9 protein-coding genes are annotated in these 16,133 nt (G+C 66.3%); all 9 read right to left on the bottom strand.

Annotation, left to right across the window (positions count from 1 at the left end):
• Nucleotides 1–708, bottom strand: a 708-nt coding sequence (locus HP546_RS13820) for an efflux RND transporter permease subunit (RefSeq protein ID WP_172225971.1), incomplete at its 3' end; no start/stop codon positions are given.
• Nucleotides 705–1,868: an efflux RND transporter periplasmic adaptor subunit gene (locus tag HP546_RS13815; RefSeq protein ID WP_172225968.1), complete on the bottom strand. Its 1,164-nt coding sequence runs from the start codon at nucleotides 1,866–1,868 to the stop codon at nucleotides 705–707. The genes HP546_RS13820 and HP546_RS13815, both read right to left, overlap by 4 nt.
• Nucleotides 1,869–2,088: 220 nt before the next feature.
• On the bottom strand, nucleotides 2,089–2,823 hold the full coding sequence (locus tag HP546_RS13810) for a YkgJ family cysteine cluster protein (RefSeq protein WP_172225965.1): 735 nt from the start codon (nucleotides 2,821–2,823) through the stop codon (nucleotides 2,089–2,091).
• Nucleotides 2,820–3,131 carry a hypothetical protein gene (locus tag HP546_RS13805; protein ID WP_172225962.1) on the bottom strand — a complete coding sequence of 104 codons (312 nt, stop codon included), beginning with the start codon at nucleotides 3,129–3,131 and terminating at the stop codon, nucleotides 2,820–2,822. The genes HP546_RS13810 and HP546_RS13805 overlap by 4 nt, the downstream gene beginning before the upstream one ends.
• Nucleotides 3,132–3,219: 88 nt before the next feature.
• A complete protein-coding gene (locus HP546_RS13800; RefSeq protein ID WP_172225959.1) occupies nucleotides 3,220–4,119 on the bottom strand; it encodes a chemotaxis protein in 900 nt (299 codons plus the stop codon).
• 191 nt (nucleotides 4,120–4,310) lie between these two features.
• Nucleotides 4,311–5,495, bottom strand: coding sequence for an HlyD family type I secretion periplasmic adaptor subunit (locus tag HP546_RS13795; protein ID WP_172225956.1), 1,185 nt, complete (start codon nucleotides 5,493–5,495; stop codon nucleotides 4,311–4,313).
• Entirely contained in the window at nucleotides 5,492–7,660 is a 2,169-nt protein-coding gene (locus HP546_RS13790; RefSeq protein WP_172225953.1) for a type I secretion system permease/ATPase, read from the bottom strand. The genes HP546_RS13795 and HP546_RS13790 overlap by 4 nt, the downstream gene beginning before the upstream one ends.
• A complete protein-coding gene (locus tag HP546_RS13785) occupies nucleotides 7,657–9,093 on the bottom strand; it encodes a TolC family outer membrane protein (RefSeq protein ID WP_172225950.1) in 1,437 nt (478 codons plus the stop codon). Before HP546_RS13785 ends, HP546_RS13790 begins: the two co-directional genes overlap by 4 nt.
• A 63-nt stretch (nucleotides 9,094–9,156) precedes the next feature.
• Nucleotides 9,157–16,133, bottom strand: a 6,977-nt coding sequence (locus HP546_RS13780; RefSeq protein WP_218584519.1) for a BapA/Bap/LapF family large adhesin, incomplete at its 5' end; no start/stop codon positions are given.

Here is a 16,133-nt window from a genome sequence, read left to right as displayed (position 1 = left end):
GTTGGCGGCGATGGTCGACACGTTGTGCTCGCCGTACAGTGCGCCCTTGGCCAGATTCAGGCTGGTCTGCTGGATGGCCTGGCGCAGGTCGGCCAGGGTCAGGCCGATGGCGGCGAGTTTTTCCGGCTGGGCCTGTACCCGGATCGCCGGGCGCAGTTGCCCGGTGATGTTGATCAGGCCAACCCCTTCGATCTGGCTCAGCTGGCGGGCCAGCAGGGTTTCGGCATAGTCGCTGAGGTCGTTGCCGGGCATCTGGTTGGAGCTGACGGTCATTACCAGCACCGGGCTGTCGGCCGGGTTGACCTTGCGCCAGGTCGGCGGGTTGGGCAGGTCTTGCGGCAGGCGTGCGGTGGCTGTGTTGATCGCCGCCTGCACTTCCTGGGCGGCGGTGTCGATGTTCTTGTCCAGGGTGAACTGCAGGATCAGGGTGGTCGAGCCCAGCGCGCTGCTGCTGGTCATCTGGGTCATGCCGGGGATGGCACTGAACTGCACTTCCAGCGGGGTGGCCACTGAGGAGGCCATGGTTTCCGGGCTGGCCCCAGGCAGCTGGGCGGTTACCTGGATGGTCGGGAAGTCCGCTTCGGGCAGCGGTGCCACCGGCAGCCGCGGGAAGGCGATGGCGCCCAGCAGTACCAGGGCGAAGGTCAGCAGCAGGGTGGCAATGGGGTGGTCGATGCACCAGGCCGAGACACCGTTGCGCGTGTTCATGGCTGGCTCCGGCGGTCGGCCATTTCCGACGGTACAGGGGCATCGGGGGCCACCTCGACATGAGAGCCAGGCTTGAGCCGCGACTGCCCATCGAGCACCAGGCGCTCGCCCGCCTTGACCCCGGCGATGATGTTCAGCCCGCTGTCCTGGTACAGCACCTTGACCGGCACGCTGGTGACCTTGTCGCCGTCCAGGCGGTAGACAAAGTGCCCGTCGACGCCGCGTTGCACCACCGGTGGTGGTACCACCAGGGCGTTTTCTTCCACGGCTGTGCGCAGGCGAATGGTGACCAGCTGGCCCGGCCACAGGCGGCCGTCCTTGTTGTCGAACTCGGCCTTGACCCGCACGGTGCCTGTGTTGGCGGAAATCTGGTTATCGATCAGCGCCAGATGGCCCTCGCCCAGTAGGCTGCGTTCACCATCGGCGTCCATATAGGCTTGCACCAGCGCCGGGGTGGGCGCCTTCAGCAGGCCCTGCAGGGTCGGCAGCATCTGCTGCGGCAGGGCGAACTCGACGGCGATCGGGTCGATCTGCGTGACGCTGAACAGGCCCTGGGTGTCGCTGGTACGCACCAGGTTGCCCGGGTCGACGTTGCGAATACCTACCCGGCCAGTGACCGGAGAACGTATTTGCGTGTACGACAACTGCACCTCGGCATTGGCGATGGCGGCCTGGTTGCCCTTGACCGTGGCCTGCAACTGGTTGACCAGCGCCTGTTGCTGATCGAGTGTCTGTTTCGACACGCCATCGTCGCTGCTGAGCAGGCGGTAGCGCTTGAGGTCCACCCCGGCCACCTGGATCTGTGCCTGGCTCTGGCCCAGCTGCGCACGCGCCTGGTCGAGGCTGGCGCGGATGGAGCGGTCGTCGAGGGTGGCCAGCAGGTCGCCTTCCTTTACCCATTGGCCTTCCTTGACCAGTACCTGGGTCAATATCCCTTCAACCTGCGGGCGCACCTCGACGCTGTGCAGCGACAGCACCGAGCCGATCGCGCTGGCGTAGCGCGGCACGTCCTGCTGGACGACACTGACCACGCGCACGGGGATGGCCGTCGGCGCCCGGGCAGTGGATGCCGGTTGGCGCTGGCTGAACCAGATGCCTGCTAGCACCAGGACGAGCAGCGCCAGGGCGGCCAGGAAAGCAGAGCGGGACGAACGTCGCATCGGTGCGGGGACCTTGGCCAGAGGGGAAGAGGGACGGTTGTCTGTACTTCATCTTATAGCCCCCGAACCCGGTCGGCAGCGTGACCGCTGGCTGACAGCCGTGTCAGTTTCGCGGGCCTCATCGCCGGCAAGCCAGCTCCCACAGGTTCTGCACAACCTTCAAGACATGTGCAGGACCTGTGGGAGCAGGCTTGCCGGCGACAGCGCCGGGCCTGTTTATCTAAAAACCGATGAAGGCGTAATACACCGGGGGCTCGTTGGTAGTGTGCAAACCCTGCTCCCGCAAGCTCGCCACCAGCGCTTCGTCTTCCACATGCAAGGTCCACTGCGCCCCGTCATCTACCGGAATCTGCGCCAGCGCGTTAGCAAACGCACCCATATCCGGCAGGTAAGCCGTAAACCCGTTGCCCTTCAGCGCGCTGGTGGTCATGCCCAGTGCCTGGCACACCGCCACCTTGGCAGCAATGTCGTCGCGGTCGGCTTGCCGCGACGCCTGCACCAGCGCCTGCAGCCCGGCATCCACCAGTTGCGTGCCATGGATCAGCTCAGGCCCCTGCTGCCAGGCTTCAGGCGGGCAATCCTTGGTATCGGGCCGTAGCGGAATATGCGGGTTGATTTCCACCGGGTAGATCCGGCACACCAGCGGGCGCTGTTCGTAGATCGTGCACAGGTCGTTGTCATCGAGGTTATGGCAGCGGCCCGGGTTGAAGGCCGCGAACGTTACCGAAACCCGCGCATCGCCAGTGCCGCAGGGCACCGCGTGCGAGCGGCGCAGCACATGCTCGCGCTGTTCAGGCGGCATGCCAGGGCCATCGACCACGAACGCCTCGATCAGCACCACTACCTGGCCCGCAGCATCGGCCCAGCGGCGCGCTTCATCGAGGGTGAGCGGTACATGGTGGCCGGTGCAGCATTTGCCGCAGCCGGTACAGGCAAAACGCACGCTGTCGGTCACTTGGCTTCCGGGTTCCATTCACTGACAAACGCCCGCTGGTGCTGGCGGTCGTACAGGCACAGCTCGGTGCCGCTGCGCTGCTGCATGTGTTTTTGTGGGTAGACGCCTTCGACCAGCAGGGCGCTCATGCCCACCTGGTCATCGAACTCGGCGGGCTTGCCACGGGCATGGGCGTCCTTGAACTGGCTGGCGGCCAGGCAGGCCTTGAGCATCTGCTGGCGCTGCTCGTTCCACGCCTGGCTGCTGGAGGCATGAGCGACACCGCTGAACAGGGCGCAGCCAATCAGGATGGAGCTGAAAAACTTCATACGCGGTTCCGGCAGTTTTCTTCGGAGGGACGCGAATTATGCCCGACTCACCCTTGGGGGCAAGCTGGGGGTTTTGTCTCTGAATATATCAGCGCTCGGCGAACACAACGGTTCGCGCCGCCACCACCAGACAGTCGGTCAGTTCTGGCGAGGAGAACTTGGTGAGGATGGCATTGGCCCCGGCCTGGGTCGCTTTCTCGCTGCTCATGGCGCTGTCCAGCGAGGTGTGCAGCAGCACGTAAAGGTGCTGGAAGTCAGGCGTTTCTCGCAGGGTGCGGGTGAACGCGTAGCCGTCCATTTCGCTCATCTCGATGTCGGAGACAATGATGTTGATCTCCTGCGCGGTGCCTTGCAGTTCCAGCAACACGTTGATGGCGTCCTTGGCACTGCGCGCGGTGTGGCATTCGATGCCGAGGTTGCGCAGGGTGTGCAGCGACTGCTGCAGCGCCACCTGGCTGTCGTCCACCACCAGGATGTTGGCGGCGGCGAGCAGGCTGGCGTCTTCTTCGTTCAAGGCGCCGTGAGCCGGTTCGGCCACGGGTGGGGCGATGGAGTGGATGACTTTTTCGATGTCCAGCACCTGCACCAGGGCATTGTCGACCCGGGTAACCCCGGTGATGAAGGAGCGGTTGCCCGAGGCAAAGGGCGGCGGTTTGATGTCGGTACTCAGGCAATGCACGATGCGGCTGACCGCCTGCACATGCAGGCCCTGGCGCGAGCGGCTGATCTCGGTGACGATCAGGCAGCCGCCAGCCGGGTCGGCCAACGGTTGCTCGCCGATCGCGCGGGACAGGTCGATGACCGACAGCGAATGGCCGCGCAAGGTCGCCACGCCTTTCACGTTGGGGTGCGATTCGGGCAGCTTGGTCAGCGGCGGGCAGGGGATGATCTCGCTGACCTTGAGCAGGTTGATTGCCATCAGCTTGCCGCTGCGCAGGGTGAACAGCAGCAGGGACAGCGAGTCCGCGCGGGCATTTTGGGTGGCCATGGTGACCTTCGGTGGGAAACAGGGGATAACCGGTTATCGGCCTGGTCGGGCCTGGCTTTAGGTGTGTATTGCCTGTTCTGGCCTAATCGCCGGCAAGCCAGCTCCCACAGGTACTGTGCTGGCTTCGAGGTGATGCTGTACCTGTGGGAGCTGGCTTGCCGGCGATTGGGCCGCAAAGCGACCCCGGCCAGTTACCGCTCCCGCAGGGCCTCCTTGGCGCGGTTCAACGGTTTGATCAGGTAGTCGAGAATGGTCTTCTCACCGGTCCGGATATCTACCGTGGCGATCATCCCTGGCACGATCGCAAAATGCTTGCCGGCCTTGTTCTGCAAGCTGTCCTGCTCGGTGCGGATGAACACCCGGTAGTAATAGATTTCCGGCTTCACCTCATCCTGCAGGGTATCCGGCGAAATTCCCACCACCTTGCCGTCCAGCCCGCCATACACCGAGTAGTCATAGGCACTGATCTTGACCTTGGCCGCCTGGTCCGGGTGGATGAAGGCGATGTCACGCGGGGCGATGCGGGTTTCGATCAGCAGGCGCTCGTCCATCGGCACAATCTTCATCACCTGGCCTCCGGGCTGCACCACGCCGCCCAGGGTATTGACCTCGATGTCCTTGACGATGCCGCGCACTGGCGAGCGCAAGGTCAGGCGGGTGAGTGAGTCGCTGCGCCCCCGCACCACTTCGGACAGGCTGTCGGCCTCGGCGCTAGCTTTCGCCAGCTCCTCCCGGGCACGCACCAGGTAATCCGAGCGTGCTTCGTTGGCCTTGAGTTCCAGCTCCGAACGCTGGCGGTTCAGGCGGATCACCTCGACCCGGCTGGAGGCGCCCATTTTCGCCAGGTTCTCGGTAATCTTCAGCTCGCTGCGTACCAGTTGCAGCGAGTCTTCAATGCCTGCCAGGGTCTGTTCCAGCCCGCGCCGGCGGGTCTGGTACAACGCCGTTTCGGCCTCGATCAGGTCTGGCGAGTCGCGCAGGCTTTCGGGGAAGTGCAGCGGCTTGCCCGTCACCTCGGCCTGCAGGCGGGCCTGGCTGGCCTTGGCGGCGCGGTACTTGGCTTCGCTTTCGCCCACACTGGAGGCGGTCTTGGTAGGGTCGAGCTGGGCCAGTATCTGCCCGCGCTCGACCAGGTCGCCCTCGGCCACGCTCATCTGCGCGACGATACCGCCTTCAAACGACTGGATCACCTGCTCCCGCGAACTGGGGATCACCTTGCCGGTGCCGGTGGACACCTCGGTCACCTCGAACCAGGCCGCCCAGCCCAGGAACGCCGCCAGCATCAGCGCGCAAATGGTGATGATGCGTCCGGCGCGGAAGACCGCCTGGTCGTCCTGGCCGTCCAGGTAGGAGGCCGGGAGTTCATGGTTGCTCATGCCTGCGCTCCTTGCAGTTTGGCCAGCGCCGCATCGCGGCTGTCGTCGATGACGATGCGCCCGCCGTCGAGCACGATGATGCGGTCTACCCGCTGCAGCACGCTCAGGCGGTGGGTGGCGATCACCAGGGTGCGGCCCTGGCAGAAACGCTCCAGGTTATCCAGCAGCTTGCGCTCGGTCATGTCGTCCAGCGACGCAGTCGGCTCGTCCAGCAGCAGCACTTGCGGCTGGCGTACCAGCAGGCGTGACAGCACCAGGGCCTGGCGCTGGCCGCCAGACAAGCCCAGGCCACCTTCGAGGATCAGGTGGTCCATGCCCTTGGGCAGGCGGCGGACGAAGTCCAGAGCGCCAGTGGCGGCCAGTGCGGCCACCAGTTCCTGGTCGCTGGCCTGGCCGGCGCCGAGGGTGAGGTTTTCCCGCAGGGTGCCGTGGAACAACCGCGAGTACTGTGCCAGCAAGCCGACGTCACGGCGCAGGTCGGCCGGGTCGAGGTGGGCCATGGCGATGCCGTCCAGGCTGACCTCGCCTTGCACCAGGTCCATGGCCCCGCCCAATGCCTGCAGCAGGGTCGATTTGCCCGCGCCGTTGCGCCCCAGCACGGCGATGCGCTCGCCGGGCTGGATGTCCAGCTGGCCGATATTCAGCACCGGTGGGGATTCTTCGCTATAGCGGAAGTTGGCCTGGCGCAGGCGGTACTCGCCGCGAAGCGCCGGCACGTGCACGCGGGCTTCGCCTTCCGGGTGGTCCACTGCCGACTGCATCAGTTTGTCCAGGCCTTGCAGGGCTACCTTGGCCTGCTGCCAGCGGGTCAGTACGTGGGTCAGCTGAGCCAGCGGCGCCATCATCCGCGACGACAGCATCGACGCCGCTACCAGGCTACCGGTGGTGAGGTCGCCGGCGATGACCATGGGCGCGCCGACCACGATGACCACGGCAAACACCGCGCCTTGCACGTTCTGCGTCCAGGTCACCAGACCATTGGTGAGGGTGCGCAGGCGCAGGTTGGTATGGGCGCAGGCGGCGTTGTACTGGTTCCACTGCCGCTCGAAACGCGCTTCGGCCTGCAGTGCCTTGATTTCGTCCAGGCCTTGAATGCTTTCTACCAGCATGGCGTTGCGCAGCGCCGATTCGCGCATCGAGGCATTCGCCAGCCGCGCCAGGCGCCGTTGCGCCAGCAGCCCAGGCAGCACCATGGCCAGCAGCGCCACTAGCGGGATGAATACCAGCACACCACCGATTAGCCAGAACACGAACAGGAACAGCAGGAAGAACGGCAGATCGGCCAGTGCCGTGGCGGTACTGGAGGTGATCAGGTCGCGGATCGATTCCAGCTCGCGCAGCTGCGATATGAACGAGCCGGTGGATTTGGGCCGCACCGAGTTGCGCAGGCGCAAGGCATGGCCGTAGACCAGGTCGCTTACCCGCAGGTCGGCGCGCTTGCCGAGCAGGTCGGTCACCTTCAGGCGCAGCAGGCGCATGCTGAAGTCGAACACCAGCGCCAGCACTACACCGCCAAACAGCACGTACAGGGTTGGCAGCGATTCGGCCGGGATCACCCGGTCGTACACCTGCATGGAAAACAGCACGCCGGCCAGCGCCAGCACGTTGGCCACCAGCGAGGCGACCATCACCTGGCCATAGGGGCGCAGGTCGCGCAGCACGATGCGGGCGAACCAGTGGCGGTCGTACGGCGCGGTGTAGTCGTCGGTGCGCACGTCACGCAGCGGCCGTGCCGGGCGCAGCAGGGCGACGCGGTTGATACGGCCCTTCAGGCTGTCGCGGGGCAGGCGTGAGGTCAGGCCCTGGTCACCGGCGAAGACGACCGCCAGGTCGTCCTCCTCGGTCACCGACTCGACCACCGCCAGCTGGCCATCGTCCAGCTCCAGCACCAGCGGCGTGCGCCATTGGCGCAGGCCCTTGGCATCGAAGCGTACAAAGCGTAGCGCCAGGCCGGCCTGGCGGGCCATGTGGCGAAGGATTTCTTCCAGCGGGCGGGCATCTTCGATGGCGGCGAGGCGGATACGCTGCGGCGAGACGTCGAGGCGGTAGTGGTGCGCCACCTGCAGCATCACCTCAAGCCAGGGGCCCAGGTCTGGCCGGTGCACGGCGGCCTGGTCTGGCGCCTTGGCCTGGTCGGGCAGGGTCACATTGATCGGATCATTCATGGCTGGATCTCCACACCTTGCAGGTTGCGCCCTTCAAGGCCAAAGGCCGTGCGCAGGGCGCCGGTGTTGTACAGGCAGTCGACATCCAGGCGCAGCAGGTCGGAGCGGGTGCCGGCAAGTTCGAAGCGTGACTGGTAGATCTCGCCCTCGGCGTTGAGCAGGTCGAGCAGCGGCCGGGTGCCCAGGTCCAGGTACTGGCGGCCGTAGAGCATGCGGGCTTCCTGAATGCTGACCTGGCGCGCTTCCAGCGAGGTCAGGCGGCGGCCCAGCCCGGAGGTTTGCGCCATGGCCTCGGCCAGGCCGCGGCGGGCTTGCAGGCGTGCCGCGTCTTCGGCGGAGTCGGCGGCGGTCAGCGCATGGCCGGCGGCGCGGCTGCGGGCGCTGATGGCGCCGCCTTGGTAGATGGGCACCTCGACGTTCAGGTAGATACCCGCCTGGGTGCGGTCCATGCGCGAGTTGTCGCGGTTGTAGTCGTTGTCCAGGTAATGGTTGACCTGTGGTTGCAACGACACGGTCGGGTAGGCCTCGGCCTTGGCCTGGGCCAGCTCGGCCTGGCCCTGGGCGCGCTGGGCCAGGGCCATCAGCACTGCGGGCAAGCGGTCATCGCCCTGCGCCGGCCGCTTGCAGGCCTGGTTCAGTGCGGGGGGCGATTCCTCGGCCAGCACCGGGGGGGTTACCCGCCCCATCAGGGCTGCCAGGGTCGAGCGCCAGCGTTCGTACTGCGCCTGGTATTCCTCCAGCGTGGCGCGGGCGCTTTCCACGCGGGACTCGGCCTGCACCACATCGGAGCGGGTGCTGGCGCCCATGTCGCTGCGCTGGCGGGCCATGCCGGCGATGTCGCCAACGCCGCGGATCTGATCGCGGGCGATCAGCATCAGTTGTTCGTAGCGACGGGTTTCGATCCAGGCATAGGCGGTGTCGCGGGCCAGGTCATCCACCACCAGCAGAATGTTGGCCTGGGCGCGGGCGGCGGCGGCCTGGGCAGCGCTGACGGCACTGTCGACCTTGCCAAAATCGTACAGCATCTGTTTCAGCGACAGGTTCAGCGCCTGGCTGTTGCGGTCGCCGCCGTAGCCGGTGTCGTAACCGGTGCGGATACCGCCGGAAATTTGCGGGTAGTAACCCGCGCGGGCAACGTTGATACCTTCGCCCTGCTTGTACAGGTTGCCGATCGCTTCGGCGATGCTGGGGTGCCATTGCGCTGCCTGCAGCACGGCTTCGCTCAGCCCCAGGCGGTCGCGACTGGCGACCGGGGCCATGCCGGTGGCGGGGCGTGCGGGCACAGCTTCGGGCGCATCGCGTAGCAGCGATGGCCCGATCTGGCGCAGTTGTGGGTCGATGTCATCGGCTGCCTGGGCAACCGTGTGGAAATTGAGGGCCAAGAGCCCGCAGGCTCCCAGCAACAGCGGTGACAGCGGACTGCTTCGCTTCACATAGTTCCCTTACTGCTGGTCGTCCATGCCGCCGGGCATGTGCCCGGCGGGATTGCGGCGGCCTCAGACAACGTGGATTCCGTTCTGCACCCACAGGTGGTGGCTTGGATCCTCCTGGGCCGTGTATTGGTTATAGTCGATCCCGTCGGCGGTTTGGTTCCCGACCAGGGTCCAGTTGTCCGTCATGTGAACCGAGTCTTTGTCGTCCCCCTTGATGATCAGTGTGTCGGTGCCGGTTTCGGTGATTGCCACCACGTCTGCCAGGTTAAGGGTCAGCGCCACGGAACTTGTGTCGTTGAGGTCGATGATTTCGATGTCATGCACCCGCCCGGCCAGGTTGCCCAGGTCGATGCTTGCATCGCCGCCGCCCCACAGCAGGGTGTCGGTACCGCTGCCACCCTCGACGCTGGCGAAGTTCTGGTCGACCACCACCAGGGTGTCGTCGCCTGCACCACCCTGCAGGGTGATACGGCCACCCTGGCTGCCATCGAGGTGGTCGTTGCCGTCGGTGCCGGCGATCACATCGGTGGTGGCTGCCAGGCTGGCCAGCGCAACCGTTTCGTCACCGCTTTCAGACAGCAGCGACGTGGTGGTGACGAGGCCGGCGGCGTTCTCCAGGTTGACGGTGAGCGTTGCCGTATCGGTGCTGCCGTTGGGGTGGGTGAGCTCGTAGGTGAAGGTGTCGTGCTGGCCGACCGCCGCCGAGGTCAGACCCGAATTGAGGGTATAGGTGTAGCTGCCGTCGGCGTGCACCAGCAACGTGCCGTAGGTGCCGGCGACGCTCACCCCGTTGTAGCCCGGGATGGTGAAGGTGTTGGCCGCCGTCAGCACGCTCAGCACGGTCAAGGCGGAGCCGACGTTGTCATCCGTCAGCAGGTTGCCGGTGGCCGCCGTCGCGCCGCTGACCACGAACTCGGTCAGGTGCGTGGTGGTGGCGTTGAGGCTGGTGGTGATTGAACTGAGCAAGCCGATGCCGCCCGCCGTGACACGTACGTGGTAAGTGCCGGCCCCCTGGTTCTGGAAGGTATACCCCGCACCGCCACCCAGCAGGCTGATCAGCGAGCCACCGTTGACCGTCTGTACCAGCACGTACTGGCCGGTAGCCGGGTTGAGCTTGAGCAGCTCGATGGTGGTGCCGTTGAGCAGGCTCAGCAGGTTGCTGGAGTTGACCACCACTTGCAGGTTGGCCGTGGTATCGGCGGCAACCGTGGCGGTGTAGGTGGCCTGCCGCGAACCAATTACAGGCAGGTTCAGCACGCCGAGCGTGGCGCTGCTGGTGTCTACCCGGTTGGCCAGCGTCAGGTCGCTGAAGCCGACATCGTTGACGGCATCGACCACCGTGGCCGGCGCAGCGTAGTTGGTGTCGCTCCAGGTCTCCGTGGCCTGCGGGCTGTCGATGCGCACGTACAGGTTGGCGGCATCGGTCACACCGTTCGGGTGCGCCAGCTGATAGCTGAACACATCTACCTTGCCGACGCTGGCCGGGCTGCCGTTAGGGGTGTAGGTGTAGCTACCGTCGGCGCGGATCACCAAGGTGCCGTAAAGGCCCTGGACCGTGGTGGCGGTACCCGCCGTGACATAGCTGCCGTCCTTCAGCACTTGCAGCACGGCGGCGCTGTCCGGGCCACGGGCATCGACGCTGCCGTCGGTACCCACGTCGGTGATGACGTTGCCGGTGGTGGCAGTGCCGGTGCCGGTGAACTGGGTCAGGCTGGTGGCTGTGATGTCCAGCGTGGTGGTGACCTGGGTAACCAGGCCAATGCCGCCACTGCCCACGGTCAGGCGGTAGTCGCCTGCCTGCAGTTTACCGATATCCACCTGCAGCCCGATCGGCAGCACGATCAGGTCGAGCAGCCCCTGGGTGTTACCGGTGGCGAGGGTCACCCAGGCGCCGCTGGCGTCTTTCACCTGCAGGGTGAACGAAGCATTGTTGAGCAGCGCCAGCACGCTGTTGGTGGTCAAGGTCAGGACCGGGTCGACCGTGGTGCCTGGCGCCACTGTCCAGGTGAAGGTCTTGGTGAAGCCCGACAGTACAGTCAGGAAGCTGTCTGTGTAGGTCTTGGTGGCGCTGACCGGTACCAGGTCGACCGTGGCGGTGGCCAGGTTGTCGCTGGCGATGACCGGCGCGTTGGCATCCACATCCGGCGCGGTGATGTTGACGTTGCCCGACACGTTGCCGCGTGGGTCGCTCACCGTCACCGAGAGGATCTGGCCGTTGTCCTGCGGCGGGGCCAGGGTCACGGTGAAGCCGCCGTCCGGGCGTACGGTTGCGGTCTGCAGCACGGTGCCGTTGGCGCTGCGCACGGTAACCGTGGCACCGACCTCGCCGGTACCGGTGAGGGTCGCGCCGTCGGCGCTGATCAGCAGGTTGCCGGCAGCGGCTGGCGGGGTCAGGTCCGGTGCGGTCAGCGCGGTGCCGGTGGACACGTTGCCGGCGCCGTCGGTGAGGGTGACGCTGAGCGCCTGGTTGTCGATCTGGGCTGCAGTCAGGCTGACCACGAATGTGCCATTGCTGGCCACCGTCGCCGTGCCCAGCACGGTGCCGGCGCTGTTGCGCACCGTGACCGTGCTGCCGACCTGGCCAGTACCCGTGACCGAGGTGCCGTTGTTGTTGATGGCGGCAACCGGTGCAGCTGGCGGGGTAGTGTCCGGGGCAGGCAGGTTGACGCTGCCGGACAGGTTGCCAGCGGCATCGGCCTGCCGCACCACCAGCAGCTGGCCGTCGTTCTGTGCGGTGGTCAGGGTGATGGTGAAGTTGCCATCTGCTTGCACCACACCGGTGCCAACCTGGCCGTTCGGGCCTTGAACGGTAACCGTCGCACCTGCCTCGCCACGGCCTGTCAGCACCGTGCCGGTGCCGTTGATTTGCACATTGGTCGGCGCGGCTGGCGGCTGCACATCGATGGCGGTGAAGCTGGTGCTGCCCGAGTTGTTGCCCGCCACATCGGCTTGGCTTACGCCCAGTACCTGGCCGTTGAGCTGCGCGCTGTCCAGAGTGATGCTGAACGCACCACCGGCATTCACCACACCACTGCCGATCACGTTGCCGGCAGCGTCACGCACGGTCACCGTGGCACCGGCTTCACCGCTACCGGTCAGCACCAGGCCGTTGCTGGACAGGGCCGTCACCACCGGGTTGGCTGGCGGCGTAACGTCGGTGGCCTGCACGAAGGTAGGCTGCGACTCGCCGCCTACCAGTGCCACCGCAGTAACACTGATGTGCTGGCCATTGAGCAGAGGCGCGCTCAGCTGGAGCTCGAAGGTGCCGTTGAGTGTGGCACCCCCGGTGCCGATCAGGTTACCTGCGGCATCGTAGACGCGAATGCCGGTGCCACTGGGCGCACTGCCTGACAGCGTCAAGCCGTCGCTGCCCAGCGTCACGTTGCTCGGTGGCACGGGTGGAGCGATCAACGGGGTCACGTAAGTGGCCACCGCCGAGGTGTTGAAACCGTCGGATTGGGTCACCGCCAGCGTGGCCAGTGAACCGGCCGCCGGCACCAGGGTGATCTGGAAGTTGCCGGCGGCATCCACCTCACCCGTACCCAGCACCGCCCCGCCGCGGCTCACGGTGACTGTTGCGCCTGCCTCACCTTTACCGGTCAGTATGTTGAAGGTGTTGTTGATGCCCAGGTCGGTAACCAGTGCCGGTGGCGAGGTGTCGTTTGTCTGGTAAGGCGCTGGCAGCGATGCGTTGCCAGCTGCGTCCGTGGACACCACGCTCAGCAGCTGGCCATTGTTTTGCGCCGGGCTGATCGGCACGGTGAACTGGCCGTTATCACCGACCACCACCTCGCCGACCACGTTGTTGTTCGGCCCGCGCACGGTGATGGTGCTGCCTGCCTCGGCAGTACCGGTTATCGAGGTACCGGCCGGGTTGAGCAACAGGTCGCTCGGCTGCACAGGTGGCGTCAGGTCTGGTGCAGTCACCACCAGTGGCGCGGACGGGTTGCCGGTCGCGTCCTGGGCAATCAGGGTGAGCTGCTGGCCATTGATTTGCGCCGTAGTCAGGTCGATGACGAAGGTGCCGTCCGGGTCGACTGTCACCTGGCCCAGCAGGTCGCCATTGTTGTTGATCACGGTGACCCGTGTGCCGGCCTCGGCGGTACCGACCAGCTGTGTGCCGCTGTTGTTGATGACGGCAACGACGGTGTCCGGTGGCGTGATATCTGCTGCCGACACAGTGCTGATCGGCGAGATGTTGCCCGTGCCATCGGTCAGGGTTACCTGCAGCACCTGGCCATTGAGCTGCGCGTCGTCCAGGTTGACCGTAAAGGTGCCGTTGGCGGCGACCGTGGTGGTGCCAATCTGAGCCGTGCCGACGAACACCTGCACGGTGGCGCCCGCTTCACCGACGCCGGTAAGCACATCGCCCGCTGCGTTCAGCTGCAGCTCGGTGGCTGGCACAGGCGGCGTGAGGTCTGGCGCCCGCACTTCGACCGGCTCGCTGACGTTGCCGGGTGGATCGGCCTGCTGTACCGACAGCACTTCATCGTTGATCTGCGGGGGTGACAGTTCGACGCGGAAGCTACCGTCGGCAAGCACCGTACCCGTGCCCAGCAGGGCACCGGCGGCATTGTTCACGGTAACCGTCGCCCCGGGCTCGCCCAGGCCGGTGACCACGCTGCCGTCGGTGTTGACGCCCACCTGGGTGAGCGCTGCCGGCGGGGTAAAGTCCGGCGTCAGCAGGGTTGCCACCGCCGACACGTTGCCGGCGCCGTCGGCCTGGGTGAAGCTGAGCAGTTCGGCGTTGCCCAGTGCCGGGTTCAGGGTGATGGTGAAGTAGCCACTGGCATCGACCACGGCGCTGCCGATTTCGTCGCCGGCCGGGTTGGTCACAGTCACCAGCGCGCCAGCTTCGCCACGGCCGGTGAGGGTGACGCCATCACCGGAAATGGCCAGTTCGCCTGGTGCGGCGGGTGGCGTGGTATCCGGCGCAGTGACGGCGCTGGAATCCGACTGGTTCCCAGCCGCGTCGGTCAGTACCACATTCACCTGCTGGCCGTTGGCTTGCGGCGAATCGAGATTGACCTGGAAGCTGCCATCAGCGCGCACTGTCGCGGTGCCCAGCACGCTGCCGTCGCTGGCCAGGACCTTGACTGCCGCCCCCGCCTCGCCGGTACCGTTGAGCAGGCTGCCGCCCCCGGCAAAGGCCAGGTTCTCGGCGGCATCCGGGGCCACCCGATCGGGTGCGATCAGGCTGACGCTGTTGGACTCGTTGCCGGCAGCGTCCCATTGCACGGCGCTGATCTGCTCGCCGTTGATTTGCGCGCCGCTCAAGTCGGCGCTGAAGTTGCCGTTGGCATCGACCAGTGCAGTGCCCAGGTCGACACCGCCTTCACCCGTGACGGTAACGGTAGCCCCAGGCTCGCCGCGGCCACTGAGCACCAGGCCATCGTTGGACAGCACCAGGTTGGTCAGTGGTTGCGGCGCGGTGGTATCCGGTGCCTGCAGGCTGGCCGGCAGCGATACCGCCCCATCGGTGCCCGTGGCACTGACTTGCAGCAGCTCGCCGTTGGCCTGCGCACTGCCCAGATTGACGGTGAAGGTACCGTCGTTGGCGACCGGGCTGGTGCCCAGCAATACGCCGTTCGGGCCGTACACGTTGACTGTGGTGCCAGCTGGTGCGGTACCTGTCACCGACAGGCCGTCGGCCGCCAGTACCAGGTTGTCCGGCGTATCAGGCACGAGCACGCCCGGTGCCGTGACGTTTTGCTCAGGCGATACGTTCTGCGCAGCGTCCGCTTGCACCACGCTCAGGCTTTCGCCGTTAATCGCGGCCGGCGACAGGCTGACGCTGAAGTGCCCGTCGGCAGCCACCGTGGCAGTGCCCAGCGCAGTCCCGTCCGCTGCCCGCACGGTGACAGTGGCGCCTGCCTCGCCGTTGCCAGCCAGGGTAGCGCCGTCAGCAGATACCGCAAGGTTGCTCACGGCGGCGGGTGGCGTGGTGTCGGCTGCGGCGTAGGGGGCTGCCGGCGATACATTGCCGGCAGCATCGGTTGCCGTGACCTGCAAGGCCTGGCCATTGGTCTGGGCGCTGTTCAGGGTGACCTGGAAGGTGCCGTTGCTGCCGGCAACTGCCGTGCCCAGAACGTTGCCGCTGGCATCGCGAACAGTCACGGTGCTGCCGGCTTCGGCGTTACCGGTCAGTTGCAGGCCGGTGGCCGCCAGGGCCAGTGCAGTCGGTGTGGCCGGTGGTGTGAAGTCAGGCGCGGTGACCCCCACGGCGCTGGAAGTGTTGTTGCCTGCGTCGGTCTGGGTCACGCTCAGCTGCTGGGCATTGAGCTGGGCGCTGGTGAGGGTCAGGGTGAAGCTGCCGTTGGCAGCGACCAGGCCGGTGCCGATGATGGTGCCATCCGGGCCGCGCACGCTCACCGTGGCGCCAGCTTCGCCGAGGCCGGTCAGGGTCAGGCCGTTATTGTTCAGCGCCACATTGGTCAGCGCTGCTGGCGGGGTCAGGTCCGGGGTCGCCACGTTGACCGCTGGCGAGGTATTGCCGGCGGCATCCACTTGCGTGACGCCGATGGCCTGGCCTTTGGTTTGCGGGGTGTCGAAGGTCACCGTGAAGCGCCCGTCGGCGCCTACCGTGGCCGTGCCGAGCACAGTACCGGCGGCATTGCGTACCTGTACTGTGGCACCCACTTCACCGCTACCGGACAACTGCCGGCCGTCCTGGCTCAGCGCCGGGTTACCGATGGCTGCAGGCGGTGTGCGGTCTGGCGTGGCCAGGCTGGCCGGGCCGGACACGTTGCCGGCGGCATCACTGAGGGTGACCTGCAGTGGGCTGCCGGTGGTTTGTGCGCTAGGCAGGGTGACCTGGAACTGGCCGCTCTGGTTGACGGTGCCGGTGGCCAGGATGGCACCACTGGCATCGCGCACCGTGACGCTGGCGCCCGCTTCGCCCTGGCCGCTGAGCACGGTAGCTGCGCCGTTGAGGCTGAGATTGCTGGCGGCCAGCGGTGCCTGCAGGTCGGGTGCCTGCAGGCTGGCGGCCAGCGACACGTTACCTGCGGCGTCGGCCTGGGTGACGATCAGGTTCTGGC

Origin of the sequence: Pseudomonas sp. CM25 (assembly GCF_013179705.1) — a bacterium.
In the GTDB taxonomy this organism is placed as follows: domain Bacteria; phylum Pseudomonadota; class Gammaproteobacteria; order Pseudomonadales; family Pseudomonadaceae; genus Aquipseudomonas.
This window is presented reverse-complemented; position numbering and strand designations above follow the sequence as displayed.

Coding starts and splice junctions, on each gene's coding strand:
- HP546_RS13805 (WP_172225962.1), bottom strand. CDS start 3,131: ATGAAGTTTTTCAGCTCCATCCTGATTGGCTGCGCCCTGTTCAGCGGT.
- HP546_RS13790 (WP_172225953.1), bottom strand. CDS start 7,660: ATGAATGATCCGATCAATGTGACCCTGCCCGACCAGGCCAAGGCGCCA.
- HP546_RS13800 (WP_172225959.1), bottom strand. CDS start 4,119: ATGGCCACCCAAAATGCCCGCGCGGACTCGCTGTCCCTGCTGCTGTTC.
- HP546_RS13815 (WP_172225968.1), bottom strand. CDS start 1,868: ATGCGACGTTCGTCCCGCTCTGCTTTCCTGGCCGCCCTGGCGCTGCTC.
- HP546_RS13795 (WP_172225956.1), bottom strand. CDS start 5,495: ATGAGCAACCATGAACTCCCGGCCTCCTACCTGGACGGCCAGGACGAC.